Genomic DNA, 20,801 nt, shown 5'->3' with positions numbered 1-20,801 from the left:
ACTGCGGATCGCAGGGGCGTATTGCGACAATCCCCGAGCAAGCGATGAATCACGATGACGCTGACGTGGCCGCTCTCGTCGCGCGTGCAAATGCGCATTTTTCCGCGCGTCGAATGACGGAGGCGATGATCGCTTATCGGCAGGTGCTAGCCGTGCGCCCACGCGACGCTCACGCGTTGCACCGTCTGGGACTCATCTGTGTTCACACGAACGAAATAGATCGGGCGCGCGACTACGTGGAGCAGGCACTGCACGCCGCTCCCGAGCGGGCCGAGTTGTGGGAGCACGCCGGGCTACTGGCCGCATTGAAGCGCGACCCTGCATCGGCTGAAGCGTTCTATCGCCGCGCGCTGCATTTGACCGGCGACACCGCGAGTCTTCGCAGGAACCTGGCCGACTGTCTGCGCTCGACCGGCCGCCTCGATGAGGCAATCCTCCACTATCGGACATCCCTTGAAATCGACCCGCGGCTGCATCATGCGGCTCGCGCCCTGGCCCGGATCGCTGCGCAAATCGGGCGGATCGACGAGGCCGCGAACTACTGGCTCCGGGCGTGGGCACTCGATGCCGCCAGCCTGCAAGACGCGCTGGAGCTGGTCGCGGCTCTGGCAATCGCCAGCCGTAGTCGCGAACTCAATGAAGTGCTCGACCAGATCAGAGTCCGCTTTGCCAACGACGCCGAAGCACTCAAGTCACTCGCTTTCGTATTGAACACCAACGGCCGTTTCGACGATGCGCTCAGTGTCGCGAGGCAAGGTCTTTCAATCGATCCACACCACCCGCTCCTGCATCACAACGCGGCTCGCGCACTCAGCATACAAGGCAAGCTCGCGGAAAGCCGGCCGCACAGCATGGAAGCGGCACGCCTCCTGCCGGACAATCCATACCTGCAATTTCAGCTTGCGGGCGTGCTGCTTGGGCTAGGCGAATTTGCAGAAGGCTGGAAGCGGTACCGATGGTTCTACGCCCTACCCGGCAAAGCGGAAGAACAGTGTCGACCGGCCTTCCCTGAGTGGAACGGCGAATCTGTTGCCGGGTGCCGGTTCCTGCTGGTCGGCGAGCAGGGACACGGCGATGAAATCCAGTGCCTCAGATTCGCAACGTGGTTGCATCGGCAGGGAGCAGCGGTTGATGTGCGGGTTAGCCAGCCAATTGCGGAACTCGCTACCGGTATGGAAGGCGTGCAGTCGGTATTTACCACGCCACCATCCGGTCCTTACGACTACTGGTGCCATATGTTAAGGATGCCGGAGCATATGAAACTCGATCTATCCATGCTCCCTGTTGCGATGCCGTACCTCGCGGCCACGCCGCAAAAGGTGCGGCACTGGCGAGATCAGATCGAAACCCGCTCGCGAGGCAAAACGCAGGGAAAAACCAAACGCATCGGTATCGTCTGGGCAGGCAGCCCTCGTCACGCGCTCGACCGTTTCCGTTCAGTTCGGATCGATGCGTTAAAACCCCTGTTCGCACTTGCGGGAACAAGCTGGTATTCGGTACAGAAAGGCCCCCGCGAGAACGAGAGCAGAGACCTCGCACGTGACTACCGCTTGCACACGCTGGGACCCGCAATCGACGACTTTACCGACACGCTGGCGATCCTGCAGACACTCGATCTTCTGGTTACCGTCGACACGTCGGCCGCCCATCTTGCCGGTGCGGCGGGGCTTCCCGTTTGGGTGCTCTTGCCCGCCTATGCCGAGTGGCGATGGTTGACCGGCAGAACCGATAGCCCATGGTATCCGTCGATGCGCCTGTTCCGGCAGCGGGAACTGGGCGAGTGGGACCCCGTTGTCGAAGAAGTGTGGACTGCGCTGCAACTGTGGCGCGACGCCCCGGCAGCCAACCTTCAGACCTGATGCGCCGCTTCGGTGCATTCCCCTCGCATGCCCCGTTCGGGTGCAGCCCCCATTAGCCGCACGGTCTGTAAGTCCGTGATTGCGCTACTTTCGTCGCGGCTTTCGTCTTCTGGCATACAGGTTGCTTTATAAGTGGCTAGCCGTCGATAAGCCATTCCCCATGCTGCGTGTTCTCCTCGTCACCGATACCGATAAGCCCATTGGCGATCTGCGCGACGCCCTCGCACGACTCGGCTACGAGATGCTGGCCAGCACAGCAACGCCGCAAGCGCTGCATCGTGTGGTTCAGAGCGAACGGCCGGACGTCATCATCATCGATACGGAATCGCCGTCGCGCGACACGCTCGAACAACTTGCCGTGATGAACGCCACCGCGCCGCGCCCGGTGCTCATGTTCAGTCACGACGCCAACCAGCAATTGATCCGCGACGCGGTGGGCGCGGGCGTCACCGCCTACCTCGTCGAAGGTCTCGCCACGGAACGGCTCGCGCCGATTCTCGAAGTCGCGCTCGCGCGGTTTGCACAGGAGTCTGAATTGCGCGAACGCCTCGCGCAAGTCGAAAACGAACTCGCCGAACGCAAGCTGATCGACCGCGCCAAACGCATCCTGATGGATCAGCAGAAAATCACCGAACATGCCGCATACGCCACGCTGCGCAAACGCGCGATGAACCAGGGCGTCAAACTCGCCGAAGTCGCGCGCGCCGTGGTCGCAGCCGCAGACTCGCTCAAATGAAGCGCCGCTCATGAACCCTTCCGCCCCGCTCACCTCTTCGTCCACGCCCGCGCCCGCGCCGCTCGAGAAAACTCATCTGAGACTCGGTTTCGTGGCGCTGTCCGATGTCGCGCCGCTCGTTGCCGCGAAGCTGCTCGAATTCGGCCACGCGCATGGTTTGACGCTGGAACTGTGCCGGCAGCCGTCATGGGCCGCCGTGCGCGACAAGCTCCTGTCAGGCGATCTCGATGCGGCGCATGTGCTCTACGGTCTCGTCTACGGCGTGCAGCTGGGCCTCGGCGGTCCGCAAACGGATATGGCCGTGCTGATGGTGCTCAATCGCAACGGCCAGGCGATCACGCTGTCGAACCGTCTCGCCGATGCCTTGGCCGAACACGGCACGCTGCCCAAGGCTCTGGCCACGCTCGACCGCAAGCCGGTGTTCGCGCAGACTTTCCCTACCGGCACGCACGCGATGTGGCTGTACTACTGGCTCGCGTCGCAAGGCGTGCATCCGTTGCGCGATATCGAAAGCGTCGCGATTCCGCCGCCGCAAATGGTCGCCGCGCTCGCGGAAGAGCGGCTCGATGGCTTCTGTGTCGGCGAGCCGTGGAATGCAATGGCCGAAGCAGAAGGTGTGGGCCGCACGGTCGCTTATACGAGCGAGGTGTGGCCCGATCATCCGGAGAAGGTGCTGGCATGCCGGCGCGATTTCGTTCAGGCCAATCCGAATGCGGCGCAGGCGCTGGTGCGCACGATGCTCGAAGCATGCCGATGGCTCGACGGCGCGGGGCACCGCGAGGAGATTGCGCGCTGGCTCGCACGACCCGAATTCATCGGCATCGATGAAGCGTTGATTGCCGCGCGGCTCGGCAACGAGATCGCGGCCTCGGCGCCGCGCGGCCTGCCCATGCGCTTCTTCGACAACGGCACGGTGAACTACCCGCGCGCCGCCGACGGCGCCTGGTTCCTCACGCAGTTCGAACGCTGGGGCATGATCGACGCACGCGCGGACTACGCGGAGATCGCGGCGCATATCAATCAGACTCAGTTGTATCGTGAAGCGGCCGCACGCGTGGGCATCGCGGTGCCGGGCGACGAGGGTTCTCAAGCGCTGATCGACGGCAAGGTGTGGGGTAGCGACACGGTATCCAACGCTTACGCGCAGCGTTTCCCTATCCGCGCATAACGTTAAGGTAACGGTTGCGGTTGCGGCGTGCTCGTCACGCGAACCTGAACGTCGGAAACAGCACGCTGACCACAAGTCCGCCCCCGGGCGCATCGCTCAACGCAATCAGCGCGCCATGCACGCGCGCGATTTCCCGCACGATCGACAAACCCAGTCCGCTGCCCTCCACAGCCTGAGTCGCCTCGCTACGATAGAAGCGCTCAAACACCGCATCGCGCTCACCCACGGCGATCCCCGGCCCGTTATCGGTCACCTGCAGCAACGGTTGCCCGCCTTCACATGCCACGCACACGGTGATCACCGATCCATCGCCCGCATAACGAATCGCGTTGTCAATCAGATTGCCGACCAGTTCCGCCAGCAGGTCGGTCTGCCCCATCACGTCGATACGCACGTCCTGTTCGAAGCCGAGATCGATGCCACGCGAGCGCGCCACCGGCGACCAGTCGAGCGTCACGCTGCGCGCCACTTTATGCAGCGGGACAGCGGCGTGCCTGACCGTATAACCGCTGTCCGCATCGAGCCGCGAGAGCGACAGCAATTGCTGCACGATGCGCACCGCCTGCTGCACCGCGCGATTCAGCCTCCGCAAATGCACCCCTTCGCGGCGATCGCCGTTCGAGGTCCCGTCACCACCGTCGATATCGCGCAATGCCAGCTCCGACTCCGCCTGAATGACCGCAAGCGGTGTCTTCAACTGATGCGCCGCGTCGTTGAAAAATCGCCGGCGCGACAACTGCATCAACTGCGTGCGGCCAATGTACTGATTGATCGAATCGACCAGCGGTGCGACCTCGCTCGGCAGACCGACCGTGTCGAGCGGCGTCGGATCGTCTTCGGCACGCGCCGCAACTTTCGCCGACAGCCGGTTCAGCGGCCGCAAGCCGCGCGCTACCCCGAGCCACACGATGCCGAGCGCGAGCACCACCAGCAGGAATTCCTGCTGCAGCGAGCCGGTCAGGATCTCGCGCGCCAACGCCTGGCGCTGCTCGATCGTTTCGCCGACCCGCACCAGCACCACGCGCGTCTGCGCCGACGGCACATCGTGGACCGGCAAGCGCAGCATGGCGATGCGCAGCGGCCTTCCGCGAAACACGTCGTCATAAAACTGCACGCTGTAGGGCTCGGCAAGCGCCTTCGTGCCTGACGGCAGATCCGGATAGCCGGTCACCACCCGGCCGCCCTCCTCGCGAATCTGGTAGTAGATGTTGCCGCCCCCGTTCGATTCGAACATCTCCAGCGCGAGATACGGCAGATCGACTTCGATCTGCGCGTCGCGCAAGCGGATGCCGTCGCGTATCGAGCGCAGCGAAAACTCCAACGTGCGATCGAAGGCCGCGTGCGCCGCGTTCATCGCGCGTTGATACGTGAGCCATGCATCGAAGGCGAGCAACGCGAGCAGCGGCAGCAACAACCACAGCGCGACCCGTACGCGCAGATTCGGCCGCGTCATGCGCCCTTCGCTTCCAGCAGATAGCCAAGTCCGCGCAGCGTCACGATACCGACCGAACTGCGTTCGAGCTTCTTGCGCAGCCGATGCACGTAGATTTCGATGGCATCGGCATTCACCGATTCATCGAGCCCGAAGATTTTTTCCGAGAGCGTGTCCTTGTTGATCGCGCGGCCGTTGCGCAGGATCAGCACCTCGAGCACCGACCGTTCGCGCGGTGTCAATGCGAGCGGCTCGCCGTCGAGCGTGAAGCCGCGATCGACGCTGTCGTAGAGCAGCGTGCCGCATTGCGCGTGCAACGGTTCCTGACCGTGACTGCGGCGCAGCAGCGCCCGCGCACGCGCCTCGAGTTCGGTAAGGGCAAAGGGCTTGGCGAGGTAGTCGTCGGCGCCGAGATCGAGGCCGCGCACGCGCTCCTCCACCGACCCATGCGCGGTCAGCATCAACACCGGCACCGCGTTGCGGCGTGCACGCAAGCGGCGCAGGACTTCGAGGCCGTCGAGCTTCGGCAAGCCGATGTCGAGAATCACCAGCGCGTAGTCTTGCGTGCGCAAAACATGGTCGGCGGATTCGCCGTCGTGCATGCAATCGACAGTGAGTTTCGCACCGGTCAGCGCGTCGGTTAGCGAGCGGGAAAGGATCGGATTGTCTTCGACGAGCAGCACACGCATAAACAGAATCCCAGGGAAATCCATGAGGCGAATTCGGCCATTGTGACGCATTTTCCCCGAAAAATGAAAGCATTCAGAAAGCATGTTTCTCTTACCATTTGCCTACACAAAACCAACACGAAGTTTTCTGGAGGAAGACGTGCACATCTCTTTGAAGTCTCTCGCCGTAGCCGCTGCATTCGCCGCAAACTCAGCATGGTCGGCCTTTCCGGCCGGTTATCCCGGCGACTACCAGGCCACCGTGGACGGCGCAAGAAAGGAAGGCAAGCTGATCGTGTATTCGGTCACGGACACCGCTCTCGTGCGCCCGCTCATCAAGGATTTTGAAAGCCTGTACGGCATCAAGGTCGAATACAACGACATGAACAGCACCGAGCTGTACAACCGCTACATCAGCGAAAACGCGGCCAGCAGCACCAGCGCCGACGTGCTGTGGAGCTCGGCGATGGACTTGCAGGTCAAGCTCGTCAACGACGGTCTGATGGCCAGTTACGAATCGCCGGAAGCGAAGCAGTTGCCGCAATGGGCGCAATACCAGAAGCAGGCGTACGGCACCACGTACGAACCCCTTGCCATCGTCTACAACAAGCGTCTCCTCGCCGCCGGCGACGTGCCGCAAACCCGCGCCGATCTGATCAAGCTGCTGCAAGCCCGGCCGGATCAGTTCAAAGGCAAGGTCACCACCTACGACATCGAAAAGTCCGGCGTCGGCTTCAACTATCTGACGCAAGACGCGCGCGTCAATCCGCAAATCACGTGGGATCTCGTGAAGGCAATGGGCGCCACCGGCCCGAAACTGCAATCGAGTACCGGCGCGATGATGGAGCGCATTTCCTCGGGCGAAAACCTGATCGGCTACAACATTCTCGGCTCGTACGCGCTCACCAAGGCGAAGAAAGACCCGTCGATCGGCTACGTCTATCCGAAGGACTACACGCTGGTGGTGAGCCGCCTCGTGACGATTTCAAAGAAGGCGCAAAGCCCCAACGCCGCGAAGCTGTGGGTCGACTACCTGCTGTCGCAACGCGGTCAGACCTTGCTCGCGAACCAGGCGAGCCTGTTCTCGATCCGCTCGGACGTCGACGGCGAAACGTCGATGGCGGGCCTCTCGAAACAACTCGGCGACTCGCTCAAGCCGATCCCGATCGGCGCCGGCCTGCTGGTCTATCTCGACCAGTCCAAGCGGCTCGAATTCCTCAAGCAATGGCAACAGTCGATCAAGCGCTAAGCCTCGGCTGACCTGACGGCGTCCGCGCTGAAACGCGCGAACGCCGCGCCTTCCTTCACTACCTGTCGATATGCGGCTTTCACGCTGCAGGGGGACACTCATGCTTTCCACTAGCGCAACCGGACACCGCGACGCATCACCTCGCGCGGCCGACGGCGGCACGATAGGCGCGCTGCCGCGCGGCGGCCTGCAGCCGTTGGCAGGGCTGCTGCGCTGGCTCGTCGTCGCGGTGCTGACCGTCGCGGTGGCGCTGCCGCTCGGCTTCATTCTGTTTCAGAGCGTGCTGAACGCGCCGTTCTTCGACGCCAGACGCACGCTCGGTCTTGCCGGCTTCGAATTCATTTTCAGCGACCCGGACTTCTGGTCCGCGCTGAAGAACTCATTCGTCATCGCGGCCGGCATGCTGTTCATTTCGATCCCGCTCGGCGGCATTCTCGCGTTCCTGATGGTGCGCACCGATCTGCCTGGCCGCCGCTGGCTCGAACCGCTGCTGCTCACCCCCGTGTTCGTTTCGCCGATGGTGCTCGCATTCGGCTATGTCGTCGCGGCCGGCCCAGTCGGCTTCTATTCGGTCTGGTGGAAGGAACTGTTCGGCACCGCCGAAGCGCCATGGAGCGTGTATTCGATTTTCGCGATCACGGTGATCGTCGGGCTCACGCATGTGCCCCACGTGTACCTGTATTCGTCGGCAGCGCTGCGCAATCTCGGCTCGGACGTCGAAGAAGCGGCACGCGTCGCGGGTGCGCGGCCGTTCCGTGTCGCGCTCGACGTCAGCCTGCCGATGACGCTCCCTGCCCTGCTGTTCGCGGGCGTGCTGGTGTTCTTCCTCGGCTTCGAAGTGTTTGGCCTGCCGCTCGTGCTCGGCGACCCTGAAGGACACCTCGTGCTGGCGACGTATCTGTACAAGCTCACCAACAAGCTCGGTGTGCCCTCGTATCACCTGATGGCCGCGGTCGCCGTGTGCATCGTCGCGATCACATTCCCGCTGGTGCTGCTGCAACGACGCTTGCTGAAGAGCGCAAACCGCTTCGTCACGGTCAAGGGCAAAGCGGGACGCCAGACCGTGCTGCCGCTCGGCGCATGGCGCTGGGTCGCGCTGGCGATCGTCGCGCTATGGTTGCTGCTCACGGTGTTCGTGCCGCTCTCCGGCATCACGCTGCGCGCGTTCGTCACCAACTGGGGCGAAGGGGTGAATCTCGCCGACGTGCTGACGCTCGCCAACTTCACCGAACTGTTCGAACAGGACAACCTGGTCCGCGCGATCCTCAATACGCTCGGCATCGGCGTGATCGGCGGCGCGCTGGCAGTGGGTTTCTATTCGCTGGTCGCATTTGCCGGCCATCGCCGCAACGACTGGGCCACGCGCCTGCTCGACTACCTCGTGCTGCTGCCGCGCGCGGTGCCCGGCCTGCTCGCCGGTCTCGCGTTCCTGTGGATCTTCCTCTTCGTGCCAGGCCTGAAGGAACTGAAGAACTCCATGTGGAGCATCTGGATCGCCTACACGGTCGTGTGGCTCGCGTACGGCATGCGCCTGATTCAAAGCGCGCTGCTGCAAGTCGGGCCCGAGCTCGAAGAAGCGGGCCGCAGCGTCGGCGGCACCCGCGCGCGCGTCAGTCTCGACGTAACGCTGCCGCTCGTGCGTTTCGGCCTGCTCGCGGCATGGCTGCTGATCTTCATGATCTTCGAGCGCGAATACTCGACCGCCGTCTATCTACTCTCGCCCGGCACGGAAGTGATCGGCGCGCTGCTGGTGTCGCTGTGGGCGACGGGCGCGGTCGATCAGGTCGCGGCGCTTTCTGTCATCAACATCGCGATGGTCGGCGTCGGACTCGGCGTCGCCCTGCGCTTCGGAGTGAAATTGCATGGATAAGCTCTCGGTCGACAACCTGTTTCTCAGCTATGGCGACAACCCGATCCTGAAGGGCGTGTCGTTCGAACTGAACCCCGGCGAAGTGGTGTGCCTGCTGGGTGCATCGGGCAGCGGCAAGACCACCCTGCTGCGCGCGGTCGCAGGACTCGAACAGCCCTCCTCGGGCCGGATCGAACTGGACGGCAAGGTGTTCTTCGACGGCGCATCCAAAGTCGATCTGCCGGTCGAACAACGCTCGCTCGGGCTGGTGTTTCAGTCATATGCGCTGTGGCCGCATCGCACGGTGGCGGACAACGTCGGCTATGGATTGAAGTTGCGGCGCGTGTCGGGTACCGAGCAAAAAAAACGCGTGCAGTCTGCGCTCGACCAGCTCGGCCTCGGCCATCTCGCCGCGCGCTATCCGTATCAGCTTTCCGGCGGCCAGCAACAGCGTGTGGCGATTGCACGCGCGCTGGTCTACAACCCGCCCGTCATTCTGCTCGACGAACCACTGTCGAATCTCGACGCCAAGCTGCGTGAAGAAGCGCGCGCCTGGCTGCGCGAACTGATCGTCTCGCTGGGCCTGTCCGCCTTGTGCGTCACGCACGACCAGACCGAAGCGATGGCGATGTCCGATCGCATCCTGCTGCTGCGTAACGGTCGCATTGAACAGGAAGGCACGCCCGCCGAACTGTATGGCGCGCCTCGTTCGCTTTACACCGCCGAATTCATGGGCAGCAATAACCGGATCGACGCGCGCGTTGCCGCGGTCGACGGCGAACGCGTCACGCTGGCCGGCGACGGTTGGCAATTGCAGGCCCAGGCGCGCGAAGCGCTCAGCACCGGGCAAAACGCGCAGGCCGTGATCCGCCTCGAACGCGTGCAGGTCGCCGATGGCCCTGGCGCAAACCGCCTCGAGGCCGACCTCGTCACGTCGATGTATCTCGGCGACCGCTGGGAATACCTGTTCCATTGCGGCGAGCTGCGCCTGCGCGCCTTCGGCCACGTGCCGCGTGCGGCCGGCCGTCACTGGATCGAATTCCCCGCCAACGACTGCTGGGCGTTCGCGCAGGCGAGCTGAAGCGAGTTGCAGCGAGTTGCAGCGAGTTGCAGTCAATCGATGTGAGCGGGTGGCCCCAGCCGCACCGTATCCCCAACCGAAGTGAATAAACCAACCACAGGAGACTGTTGATGAAGTGGAGCATGACAAAGGCGACCCTCGGCGTGACGTGCGCCGGCCTCGCCGGAATGGCAGCAACGGCACATGCGCAATCGAGCGTGACCTTGTACGGCATCGTCGACGCAGGCGTCGAATACGTGAATCACGCGAGCAAGGACGGCGGCGCCGCGCGTCTCGTCTCGGGCGGCAAGAACACCTCGCGCTGGGGCCTGCGTGGCGTCGAGGACCTCGGTGGCGGATTGAAGGCGGTCTTCCAGTTGGAGAGCGGCATCAACATCGCGAACGGCCAGTTCGACGACAGCACCGGCGCGATCTTCGACCGCCGCGCCACGATCGGCCTGAAGAACCGCTTCGGGCAGATCACGCTCGGCCGCAATTTCACCACCACCTACGACTACATGTTGCAGTTCGACCCGATGGGTTACGCACCGAACTACTCGTGGGCGACGTCCTCCACCGCTACCGGTGGTCGCAAGGACGGTTTGTTCTCGCGTTCGTCGAATGCCGTTCGCTATGACGGAACATTTTCCGGCTTCAAGTTCGGCGCGATGTACGGTTTCGGCAACGTGCCGGGCAGCCTGAAGTCGAGTTCCAAGTACGACTTCGGTCTGGGTTACGAGAACGGTCCGTTCGCCGTGGTCGCCACCTTCGACCGGCAGAACGGCGCCAACGACAGCGTGACGCCCGCGGACACCACCAACTACATTCAGGGCATTCACGCAGGCTTGAGCTATGACTTCGGCACCGTGAAGGCCATGGCCGGCTATCGCAACTATCGGCGCACCTTCCACACTGCCGCGCCGACCTTGCGCAGCGATATGTACTGGGTCGGCGGTCAATACGATGTGACGCCGTTCTTCTCGCTGTTTGCCGCCGTCTACCATCAGGACATCAAGGACGCGAGCGACGCCGATCCGACGCTGTTCTCGCTGCGCGCGCAGTACGCATTGTCGAAGCGCACGGTGCTGTACATGGCGGGCGGCTACGCGATGGCCAAGCATGACAACGCGGTCAGCCTGTCGCGCGATCTGACCGGCGCGGCGGATACGCAAGCCGGTGTGACGGCAGGGATTCAGCATCGGTTCTGAAGCGTCCGGAACGGATAAAGCACTGCAACGCCCAGGCATCCAAAGCGGAGCGAGGCGCGGCGAAGGTTGGTCCTTCGGCGCGCCTCGCTCGTTTTCTTTTGGATAGATCAGGGCGATGCAGTAGCCTAGAATGATTCAAACACGCAGAACAACGGCCGGCGTCATCGTCAAACTGATGCCTATGCAGACATGCGTACGGGTGCGGGTGAGGGAGATTTCAAGCGAAGGCGATCGGGGGGCCTGCATCACAAGCCCACAGGAGGAATGCCATGTCACAAACAAGCCGTGGGTCCGGAAAGACGTTTCGCCGGGGCCTGATATGGTTCGTTGCACTGTGGCTGCTCGGCGTCATCGGGACGGGACTGCTCGTACTGCCGTTTCATCTTCTCGTCACGGCAGCCATGCGTCACTAGCATTCACTCGCGTGAAAGCGCCTCGCAGGGAGCAGAATCAACGAGGTATCGATTTACGTGTGTCCGCGGCGACAGCAAACCTGCTTCAGTCATCCGGACGAAAAATTTGCACCCACCCCAGGCAATCGACCACCAAGGCGGCAAGACATTCGCGCCATTCCCGCAATCACTAACGGTTCTTCACTATTCAATCCGATGCCCAAAGACATCCCAGAATCGCAAGCCGTTTGTAATGACATTACGCGTAGCGCGATCTTCATGGTCGCGACCGTCGCGGAGGGCGAGGAGCCCGCCGAACAGGTGCGCGCATGGTGCGGGGACGTTGCCGCCCTGGTGCGCTCGGTCGGCAAGCGCGTCCCCTCCGGCAACCTGTCGTGCGTTGTCGGCTTCGGCTCCGACGTGTGGGACACGCTGTTCGGCGCGCCGCGCCCCGCGTGCCTGCATCCGTTTCGCGAATTCGGCGAAGGCGAACGTCGCGCCGTGCGCACGCCGGGCGATATCCTGCTGCACATTCGCGCGGATCAGATGGATCTCTGCTTCGAGCTCGCCACGCAGCTTATAGGGCGGCTCGGCGCTGCAGTTACGGTGGTTGACGAAGTACACGGCTTTCGCAACTTCGACCTGCGCAGCATGGTGGGTTTCGTTGACGGCACCGAGAATCCGGTGGGCCGCGAGGCCGTCGATTTCACTCGCATCGGCGACGAGGATGCCGGGTTCGAAGCCGGCAGTTATGTCATCGTGCAGAAGTATCTACACGACATGACCGGCTGGAACGCGCTGTCCGTCGAGACCCAGGAGCGCATTATCGGCCGCACGAAACTATCCGATATCGAACTCGACGAAGCGGTCAAACCGTCGTGCTCGCACAGCTCGCTCACCACGATCACCGGCAACGGCGAGGAGGTGAAAATCCTCCGCGACAACATGCCGTTCGGCCGCCCCGGCATGGGCGAGTTCGGCACCTATTTCATCGGTTATGCGCGTTCGCCCGAGCCTATCGAGCAGATGATGGAAAACATGTTCGTCGGGCGGCCGCCGGGCAACTACGACCGCTTGCTCGACTATAGCCGCGCGGTCACGGGCGGCCTCTTCTTCGTCCCGTCGGCCACTTTGCTCGAGGCACTCGCGGATCGCGATCCGCAAGCTGCCGCCGTTGTCGAGCAACGGCCCGAAGCGCCTTCATCCGCCGAGCCGCGTCTCGACGGCTCACTGAATATCGGCTCTCTCAAGGGAATCTCTCAACATGAATAACCTGCATCGCGAGCTTGCCCCGATCTCCCGCGCCGCCTGGTCGCAGATCGAAGACGAAGTGGCGCGCACGTTCAGGCGCAGCGTCGCCGGCCGTCGTGTGGTCGACGTCAAGGGTCCGGGTGGAACGGAGCTATCCGGCGTCGGCACGGGGCATCAGATCGCGATCGCCGCGCCGCAGCAGGGCGTCGTGGCGAAACTGGCCGAGGTCAGGAGCCTCGTGCAGTTGACCGTGCCGTTCGAGTTGCAGCGCGAAGCGATCGACAGCGTGGTGCGCGGCGCGAAAGACGCCGACTGGCAGCCCGCGAAGGAAGCCGCCAAACAGCTCGCCTATGCCGAAGATCGCGCGATCTTCGATGGCTATAAGGCTGCGGGCATAGGCGGGCTTCGCGAAGGTTCGTCGAATCCGCCGCTGCCGCTGCCGGCCGATATCAGCGATTATCCGAACACGATTAGCAACGCGCTCGAAGAACTGCGCCTTGCCGGTGTCGACGGGCCCTATTCCGTGCTGCTCGGCGCCGATGCGTACACGGCGCTCGGCGAGGCACGCGATCAGGGTTATCCGGTGCTCGAACACATCAAGCGCATCGTGAATGGCGACATCATCTGGGCACCGGCGCTGGCAGGCGGCAGCGTGCTATCCACGCGCGGCGGCGACTTCGAGTTGCACCTGGGCGAGGACCTGTCGATCGGATACGTGAGCCATACCGACACGGCAGTGCGCCTCTATCTGCGCGAAACGCTGACATTCCTGATGCTGACGAGCGAAGCATCGGTGTCGCTAATGCAAGCCGATAGTTAGTATCGGAACGCATCGGGATGCGTCGGATTGGCGAATTGCCGATAATCCAATAGAAGTGGACTTGCGGGCTCAAGCCCGCAACGACGGCGTCAGAAGCGCGGACACCTCATCGTCGGGTAGTTCTTCAAGGCGGCTGGTCACTTCACCACAGTCAACGTGCACTCTCTCCAGAATATCCGACGTGCACTTTCTCAGCATCGCCACGATCATCCGTACCCGTGGCGGCACCGGACGTTGCGCCTGAGTCAGGATATTCAGATCGAAGGGCAGCACCTCGAATGCCGGCAGTATCCGCACGAGCCGGCCCGCTGCGAGCGCCTCCACGCACGCCGGCTCTTCCAGCACGCCGATGCCGGCGCCCGAGAGGATCATTTCATACATGGGCCGCCAATGACTGGTCCTGACCGCGGTGCGGATCGGCGCGCTCTCCACGACGGCCTCCATGTACCTGAGCGGCAACTGTTCCGCGCCGAACATGCCCTGCACCCGGATGAACGGGTGGTTGACCAGGTCGGCCGGCCCGGTGATCGGACCGTGCCGGCTCAGATAGTCCGGCGCGGCAACGAGAACGCGCCCAACCTGACCCAGCTGACGGGCAATGAACGCCCCTTCGCCAAGTTGCCCAAGACGAAACGAAATATCGACGCCCTCGGTCACAAGGTCGACGATCCTGTCGTTCAGGACCAGTTCCAGATCCAGTTGAGGATAGGCTGCGCGCACCCGCGTCAACGCCTCCGGCACGACCGTCTCGCCAAAGCAGTGGGGCGCGGCGATGCGAATCGTTCCCTTGAGATCCTGCCGGTCGCTCGACACCTCGGCGACCGCCTGCTCCACGGCATGCAGAATCCGTTTGCTGCGCTCGTAGAACGTGAGGCCTTCGGGCGTGCAATTGAAAGCGCGTGCGCTACGGAGCAGGAGCCGGCAGCCAAGATACTTCTCCAGCCGCTCGATACGCTCGCTTGCGGCCGGCTGCCCGATATTGAGGTCCCGTGCCGCGCCGGAGATACTCTCGCGCTCAACCACCCTGACATAAATCCGCATGGCTTCTAGCAGATTCATCGTGCTCAACCTCCCTGTGTGCCGATCCCGTGTCATTCAAACCCGCTCTTGCGCATCGACAGGCTCCAGCGGAGCGGCCTGGCCATGCGCTTTCGATGGAGAACAGGTTAAGGCCGGGCCATCCATCGCTGAGTGCACACATCGGGCCGACTCGAATCAGTACAGTTCTGCTACGCTCATCGCACCGGGCGGCGACATGGCGAGACGGGCGCGTGCAAGCCAGGGGAGCGGCCGGTACAGCTTGCCGCTGCGAAACGCTGAGGAAATCGTCCGATGAATCTCTACGAGAAGCTGGCAGACGACATTGAAAAGCTGATCCGGCAAGGCGTGTACGGGCATGGCGAGCGCCTGCCTTCGGTACGGCAGACCAGCCAGCAACATCGGCTCAGCGTGACGACTGTCATCCGCGCCTACTTGCTGCTCGAAAGCCGTGGCTTGCTGACGGCGAGGCCTCAATCAGGCTATTTCGTCAACTTCCGGGGCGACGGGCGTGAACGGAAGACGCTCGAACTCCGGCCATCGAAACCGATCCCGATTTCGTCGCCGGTCGACGTCAGCCGGCTGGTGCTGTCCACCTTGCGCTCGATCGGTGTCGACGATGCCGTGCCGCTCGGTTCGCCCTACCCCGACCCGGGTCTCTTTCCCTTCGAAAGGATCAACCGCTACGCTTACGACGCGGGACGCGGCAAGACGCGCTGGGGCGTGACGGACGCGCTGCCGCCCGGCAATGCGGCGCTCGTGCGCCAGATCGCGCGCCGCTACCTCGAGAACGGCATGGCCGTCGATCCGAACGAGATCATCATCACGGTCGGCGCGACCGAGGCGATCAATCTGTGCCTTCAGGCGGTTGCGAAACCCGGCGACGTGATCGCGGTCGAATCGCCGACGTTCTACGCGATGCTCCATGCGATCGAGCGGATGGGCATGAAAGCGATCGAGGTGTCGACTCATCCGGAGCATGGCATCGATATCGAGGCGCTCGCCGCCATCGTGGAATCGCAGACCATCACAGCCTGCATGGTCATGCCGAACTTCCAGAATCCGCTGGGTTTTCTGATGCCCGACGAACGCAAGCGCGAACTCGTGCAATTTCTGACGAAGCGGGACATTCCGGTCATCGAGAACGGGGTCTACAACGAGCTTCACTACGACAGCACGCACCCCAGCACGTTGAAGTCCTTCGACACGAAGGGGCTGGTGCTTCACTGCGGGTCGTTCTCGAAGACCCTCACGGCGGCCTACCGGATCGGTTGGGCGCTGCCGGGCCGATACCGTGACCAGGTCGAGAAACTCAAGTTTCTGAACACGCTGACCTCGCCGTCGATTCCGCAAATGGCGATTGCGGAATTCCTCGAGCGCGATGGCTACGAGCATCACCTGCGCCGGGTTCGCAGAGCCTATGCGCAGCAGGCCAATCTGATGAAGGCGACTGTCTCGCGCTTTTTTCCCGACGGTACGCGCATGTCCAACCCCGCGGGCGGATACGTGCTGTGGATCGAACTGCCGCCCAAGGTCGACGCCATGCGGCTCTACAACCTCGCACTCGATCAGGGCATCACCATCGGGCCGGGCTACATGTTTTCGGTCTCGGAAACGACCTATCGGAACTTCATCCGCCTCAATTACAGCAGCCCCTGGTCGAGCGAAATCGAACAGGCGGTGATTACCGTCGGCAAGCTCGTCGCGATGTGCGCCCGTTAGCAACACGGTGGCGCACAGGCCGCGGCCTGTGCGTGTGTGGACACGGATGAACCCCGTGCGGCTCGATCCTGATCTTCCGGGCGGCCTCAGCCCCCCGTGACGGGCGGAAAGAACGCGACTTCGCTGTCCTCGCGCACCACGAACGTGTCGGCGACCATCTCGTGATTGACTGCGGTACGGAGCGGCCGGCCCGCGCGCAGCGCCTCGGCCATCCGTTCGTTTCGGGATGCGAGCCTGCCCCGCAGACAGTCGACAGCGAGTTCGGGCGCGTCGATATGCACGATCTCCTGCGAGATGCCGAGTTGTTCACGAACGCTGGCGAAATATCTAATGGTGAGTTTCATTCGTCTGTTCCTGTTGCCGGCACGATGCGGGCGCACGATGTGGGCGAATCGCGCCTCAACCCCACCGCAGCATCGACTGCTCGTCGCGCGTTTTGGCTTCGACCCATCTGAGCGCCCCGTCGCGGCGGATTTCCTTTTTCCAGAGCGGCGCATGGGCCTTGAGGAAGTCCATCAGGAATTCGCAGGCGTCGAATGCCGCCCTTCGATGCGGCGCGGCGACCACGACGAGGACCACCGCCTCGCCGAGCGCCACGCGGCCAACCCGATGCACGATCTTCACCGCCTCGAGACGCCATCGTGCGATGGCCTCTTCGACGATGCTGCCGAACGACTGTTCGGTCATCCCCGGGTAGTGTTCGAGCTCGAGCGCGACGACGTCGTCGAGATCGCCGCAACGACGCACCACGCCGAGAAAATTCACGATGGCGCCCACCTCGGGATTGCGCGTGACCGGCATGATCTCCGACTGGATGTCGATCGGCTGCTGCTGAACCCTCACCTCGAAGCCCGACGCGAGGGTGGCCTCGAGCAGCGCCGGATCGCTTGTACGCGCGTCGGCGTGCGCTGCATCAGGTTGTGCGGGATCGCCTGGTGACGGTGTTGTCATGGCGGAGCTCCGGTCTGTGTCTGCTTCGCAAGGATTCGCCAGGCGTCAGCCGCCGACCAGCGACATGCGGACGGTCGGATAGGTTTTTCCCGATCCTGGCCTGCGCGGCGTCGAGCGAAGTTCGGAATAGCGATCGTCGCGTTGGCTCCACCGCCCGCGGATGGTCCCTGCCAGTTGCTCGACTGAGGCGGCCTCGGTGAGCCAGGGCCTGAGGTCCGTGCCCTGTGTGGCGAAAAGACATGCATACAGTTGACCGTCGGCCGACACGCGGGCGCGCGAACACGAACCGCAGAACGGCTGCGATACGCTTGCGATAAAGCCGACTTCGCCGGTGCCGTCGGCATGGCGATAGTTGACGGCGGTGCCCGTCTGTTCACGCCCTATGACAGGGACGAGCGGAAACGCCGATTCGACGATGTCGCGGGTCCCGCGCGCCGTGATCACCTTCGTGTTCGACCAGCCGCCCGCGCCGCCGACGTCCATATACTCGATGAAGCGCACGGCGACGCCGGTGCCTTTGAACAAGCGCACGAGCGGCAGGATCTGGCTGTCGTTGACGCCCCGTTCGATCACGGCGTTGACCTTGACCGGCGCGAGTCCGACTGCGCTCGCGGCCTCGATCCCGTCCAGGATCCGCGCCACGGGCATGTCGACGTCGCTCATCCGGCGGAATACGGCGTCGTCCACCGCGTCGAGGCTCACCGTCACGCGGCCGAGGCCGGCATCGCGCAGCGAGCGCGCCTTCGCGGCGAGCAGGGAGCCGTTTGTCGTCAGCGCGAGCTCCATCGGTTTGCCGCCCGCCGTGGTGAGTTTCGCGAGCTGTTCGATCAGGGATTCGAGCCCGCGCCGCAGGAGCGGCTCCCCGCCGGTGATCCGTATCTTCTCCACCCCGAGCAGCGCGAACGCTTTCGCGAGCTTGAGGATCTGTTCGAACGACAGACGTTCCGAAGACGGCAGGAAACGGTAGTCCGCGCCGAAAGTGTCCCTTGGCATGCAGTACGTACAGCGGAAATTGCATTGATCGATGACGGACAGACGCAAATCCCGCAGCGGACGATTGAGCGTGTCGAGCGTCGTCACGGCACCGGCTGATACGCCAAGGCGCGATGCTGTATCGGCAAGTACGGGCGGGTGGATGAGGTTCACGATCTATCCGAAGGTGGGCAGCATGCGGTGGAATGCGGGATACGGTGGAATGCGGCATGCGGCACGCAGCATGAGCGCAGTCGATCTGTCTGAGCGGAAAAGCCGCCGGTCTGTCTATGGCCTGTTGGCAGGATAGTGCGCCGGCTCTGCTTGCGGGACGCACAGTCCGCGCCGAATTTCAGGAGTACAGTTCGTGCGCCGTATCGGGCGCGGCGGCGAGACTGAAGTACGCCCTGCCGGACAGGCAGGCCGGATCTACCGAAGCGCGCCGCCTAAGTCAACTGGTACGCGCGCACCGGCACAACCTCCTCGGGGAGTTCGCAGCCGCACAGTTCGAGAACCGATCGTTCGATGTTGCGGGTCATGGCGTCAAGCGCCAGCGCATTCGGCGCAACTGAAAACGGTTCGGCGACTTCGCTGGCGATCGCTTCGAGCGCAATGAGCGTGTAGGAAATGAAAACGCAGAGAAGCGGCGTGAAGAACTCCGTCGAATCGACAAGGCCGAACGGCAGCAAGACGCAGTAGGCGTAGACGGTACGGTGAAGCAATACGCTGTAGGCAAATGGAATGGGCGTGGAGGCGATCCGCTCACACCCGCCCACGGTCCGTCCCAGTTCGTTGATCTGCGCATCCAGCATCCAGAGTGTGGTATCCGGGATCGGTGCCCGAACCCGCAGGTCGGCGAAGTCGCGACGAATGTCGTTGAGCAGCGCAGCCGGTTTGTAGCAGGTGTGCTGCAATGCCTCGGTTCGGGTGCGCCCGAGCAGGCGAATGAGATCGGGCGTCGGATCGGTCCCACGCAGTTGGTGCTTCAACGCGTACACCGTCGCAATCAGTGTATGGGCCATCCGAACGTTGTGATCGCCCTGCGGTACGTAACACAGCATCTGCGACGTCAGCGCGCGCGCGGAGATCAACATGGTGCCCCATAGATGGCGCGCCTCATTGAAACGCTCGTAACTCGCGTTATTGCGGAACGCAAGGAAGATCGCAAGCGCAAGGCCGAACAAGGTGAACGGCGCCGTATTCAGCGGGATCTTCTCGCCGAAAATGCGCCCTTGCGTCACCACGGCAAGACTGCTGACAGCCGCCATGAAAACCAGTTGGGGAATAATCGACTGCAACACGGAACCGTTCCAGATAAACAGCAGCCGGAACCAGTTCTGCCCTGGCCTGACAATCATGATGTGCTCTTGTAGTGGTTTGAATGGTATGACTGCGTGGACTGACGGCGCCGTCACCCTCAGTGGTAACCGGCGTCCCCTTCGCGTACCTTGCCGCGGAATACGCGGTACTGCATCGCGTTGTAAATGAGGATGACCGGCAGCACGATCACAGTGCCGACCAGCGCGAACAGCTGGCTCGAATGACTCGACGACGCCTCCCAGATCGTCAGGGACGGCGGAACGATGTTCGGCCAGATGCTGATGAGCAAGCCGCTGTAGCCGAGAAAGCACAGCGCGAGCGTGAGAAGGAACGGGGTCGCTTCGTGCTTCGATCGCAACGTGCGGAAGATGCCCCACACGCAGGCAACGACAAGAACCGGCACCGGCAGGAACCAGCCGAGATTGCCGCTTCCGAACCAGCGATGCGCAACCGCCGGCAAGCCGATCACCGTCCACAGACTCACGACGATCATCGCCCCGAGCAGGACGCTCACGAGCGGGCGCATCACCTCGCGCATCTTGCGCTGCAATTCGCCGTCGGTCTTCAGGATGAGCCAGCCGCAGCCGAGCGTCGCATACGTGGCGAGCACGCCGATCCCGCAGAACAGGCTGAACGGCGAGAGCCAGTCGAACGGCTCGCCGGCGAAGCGGCCATCGACGATCTTGATGCCTTGCAGCAGCGACCCCAGCACGATACCCTGACAGAGCCCTGCGAGCGCGGAGCCGCCCATGAAGGCGAGGTCCCACGCATGCTGGGTCCTGACCGCCTTGGCGCGCAGTTCGAAGGCCGCTCCGCGAAAGATCAGGCCCACCACCATCAGGATCAGCGGAAGATAGTTCGCCGGCAGCAGCGTGGAATAGACCACCGGGAACGCGCCGTAAAGCCCGGCGCCGCCAAGCACGAGGAACGTCTCGTTACCGTCCCACACCGGTGCGATGGTATTGAGCATCACTTGCCGGTCGCCTTTCTCCTCGAAGAACGGAAACAGCAAGCCGATGCCCAGATCGAAGCCGTCCAGCATCACGTAGATGAAAACGCCGAGTCCGATGATCGCGGCCCACACAACAGGAAGATCGATTTGCATG

The 20,801-nt window shown here is 63.1% G+C and carries 19 protein-coding genes; 11 read left to right on the top strand and 8 right to left on the bottom strand.

Annotation, left to right across the window (positions count from 1 at the left end):
* Positions 1-44 precede the first annotated feature (44 nt).
* The 3 genes from DSC91_RS05580 to DSC91_RS05570 all read left to right on the top strand — a co-directional run bounded on the left by DSC91_RS05580 (position 45) and on the right by DSC91_RS05570 (position 3,763).
* Positions 45-1,859, top strand: a complete 1,815-nt coding sequence (locus DSC91_RS05580) for a tetratricopeptide repeat protein (RefSeq protein ID WP_115777209.1) — start codon at positions 45-47, stop codon at positions 1,857-1,859.
* A gap of 160 nt (positions 1,860-2,019) precedes the next feature.
* Entirely contained in the window at positions 2,020-2,595 is a 576-nt protein-coding gene (locus DSC91_RS05575) for an ANTAR domain-containing response regulator (RefSeq protein WP_115777208.1), read from the top strand.
* Between the two features lie 10 nt (positions 2,596-2,605).
* Entirely contained in the window at positions 2,606-3,763 is a 1,158-nt protein-coding gene (locus DSC91_RS05570) for a CmpA/NrtA family ABC transporter substrate-binding protein (RefSeq protein ID WP_115777207.1), read from the top strand.
* Positions 3,764-3,797: 34 nt separating this feature from the next.
* On the opposite strand, the gene DSC91_RS05565 is transcribed toward DSC91_RS05570, so the two are convergent.
* Together DSC91_RS05565 and DSC91_RS05560 are read right to left on the bottom strand one after the other, a co-directional pair.
* On the bottom strand, positions 3,798-5,216 hold the full coding sequence (locus tag DSC91_RS05565) for a sensor histidine kinase (protein WP_115777206.1): 1,419 nt from the start codon (positions 5,214-5,216) through the stop codon (positions 3,798-3,800).
* A complete protein-coding gene (locus DSC91_RS05560; protein WP_115777205.1) occupies positions 5,213-5,908 on the bottom strand; it encodes a response regulator in 696 nt (231 codons plus the stop codon). Before DSC91_RS05560 ends, DSC91_RS05565 begins: the two co-directional genes overlap by 4 nt.
* 115 nt (positions 5,909-6,023) lie before the next feature.
* Between DSC91_RS05560 and DSC91_RS05555 the strand changes: the two genes are divergently transcribed.
* The 7 genes from DSC91_RS05555 to DSC91_RS05530 all read left to right on the top strand — a co-directional run bounded on the left by DSC91_RS05555 (position 6,024) and on the right by DSC91_RS05530 (position 13,692).
* A complete protein-coding gene (locus tag DSC91_RS05555; protein ID WP_115777204.1) occupies positions 6,024-7,112 on the top strand; it encodes an ABC transporter substrate-binding protein in 1,089 nt (362 codons plus the stop codon).
* Between the two features lie 100 nt (positions 7,113-7,212).
* Positions 7,213-8,982 (top strand): ABC transporter permease, encoded by a 1,770-nt coding sequence (locus DSC91_RS05550; RefSeq protein ID WP_115777203.1) that lies wholly within the window; start codon positions 7,213-7,215, stop codon positions 8,980-8,982.
* On the top strand, positions 8,975-10,042 hold the full coding sequence (locus DSC91_RS05545; RefSeq protein WP_115777202.1) for an ABC transporter ATP-binding protein: 1,068 nt from the start codon (positions 8,975-8,977) through the stop codon (positions 10,040-10,042). Before DSC91_RS05550 ends, DSC91_RS05545 begins: the two co-directional genes overlap by 8 nt.
* Positions 10,043-10,152: 110 nt before the next feature.
* Positions 10,153-11,229 carry a porin gene (locus DSC91_RS05540; RefSeq protein ID WP_115777201.1) on the top strand — a complete coding sequence of 359 codons (1,077 nt, stop codon included), beginning with the start codon at positions 10,153-10,155 and terminating at the stop codon, positions 11,227-11,229.
* Positions 11,230-11,498: 269 nt separating this feature from the next.
* Positions 11,499-11,642 (top strand): hypothetical protein, encoded by a 144-nt coding sequence (locus tag DSC91_RS37815; RefSeq protein ID WP_167470489.1) that lies wholly within the window; start codon positions 11,499-11,501, stop codon positions 11,640-11,642.
* Positions 11,643-11,837: 195 nt separating this feature from the next.
* Complete coding sequence (locus tag DSC91_RS05535; protein WP_115777200.1) at positions 11,838-12,893, top strand: Dyp-type peroxidase; 1,056 nt, start codon at positions 11,838-11,840, stop codon at positions 12,891-12,893.
* Entirely contained in the window at positions 12,886-13,692 is an 807-nt protein-coding gene (locus DSC91_RS05530; protein ID WP_115777199.1) for a family 1 encapsulin nanocompartment shell protein, read from the top strand. The genes DSC91_RS05535 and DSC91_RS05530 overlap by 8 nt, the downstream gene beginning before the upstream one ends.
* 69 nt (positions 13,693-13,761) lie before the next feature.
* Here DSC91_RS05530 and DSC91_RS05525 read toward each other — a convergent pair whose 3' ends face one another.
* Positions 13,762-14,751, bottom strand: coding sequence for a LysR family transcriptional regulator (locus DSC91_RS05525; RefSeq protein WP_115777198.1), 990 nt, complete (start codon positions 14,749-14,751; stop codon positions 13,762-13,764).
* A 273-nt stretch (positions 14,752-15,024) separates the two neighbouring features.
* Between DSC91_RS05525 and DSC91_RS05520 the strand changes: the two genes are divergently transcribed.
* Complete coding sequence (locus DSC91_RS05520; protein WP_115777197.1) at positions 15,025-16,452, top strand: aminotransferase-like domain-containing protein; 1,428 nt, start codon at positions 15,025-15,027, stop codon at positions 16,450-16,452.
* 86 nt (positions 16,453-16,538) lie between these two features.
* On the opposite strand, the gene moaD is transcribed toward DSC91_RS05520, so the two are convergent.
* The 5 genes from moaD to cydB all read right to left on the bottom strand — a co-directional run bounded on the left by moaD (position 16,539) and on the right by cydB (position 20,800).
* Positions 16,539-16,796: a molybdopterin converting factor subunit 1 gene (moaD, locus tag DSC91_RS05515; protein ID WP_115777196.1), complete on the bottom strand. Its 258-nt coding sequence runs from the start codon at positions 16,794-16,796 to the stop codon at positions 16,539-16,541.
* A 55-nt stretch (positions 16,797-16,851) separates the two neighbouring features.
* Positions 16,852-17,403 carry a molybdenum cofactor biosynthesis protein MoaE gene (locus DSC91_RS05510; RefSeq protein WP_115777195.1) on the bottom strand — a complete coding sequence of 184 codons (552 nt, stop codon included), beginning with the start codon at positions 17,401-17,403 and terminating at the stop codon, positions 16,852-16,854.
* Positions 17,404-17,448: 45 nt separating this feature from the next.
* Positions 17,449-18,549 (bottom strand): GTP 3',8-cyclase MoaA, encoded by a 1,101-nt coding sequence (gene moaA, locus DSC91_RS05505; protein WP_115777194.1) that lies wholly within the window; start codon positions 18,547-18,549, stop codon positions 17,449-17,451.
* Positions 18,550-18,821: 272 nt separating this feature from the next.
* Positions 18,822-19,733 (bottom strand): bestrophin family protein, encoded by a 912-nt coding sequence (locus DSC91_RS05500; RefSeq protein ID WP_115777193.1) that lies wholly within the window; start codon positions 19,731-19,733, stop codon positions 18,822-18,824.
* Positions 19,734-19,792: 59 nt separating this feature from the next.
* Complete coding sequence (cydB, locus tag DSC91_RS05495) at positions 19,793-20,800, bottom strand: cytochrome d ubiquinol oxidase subunit II (protein ID WP_115777192.1); 1,008 nt, start codon at positions 20,798-20,800, stop codon at positions 19,793-19,795.
* Between the last annotated feature and the right edge of the window lies 1 nt (position 20,801).

The organism is Paraburkholderia caffeinilytica (assembly GCF_003368325.1).
Classification (GTDB): domain Bacteria; phylum Pseudomonadota; class Gammaproteobacteria; order Burkholderiales; family Burkholderiaceae; genus Paraburkholderia; species Paraburkholderia caffeinilytica.
Note: the sequence above shows the minus strand (reverse complement) of the source record. Positions and strands in the feature narration are given on the sequence as shown.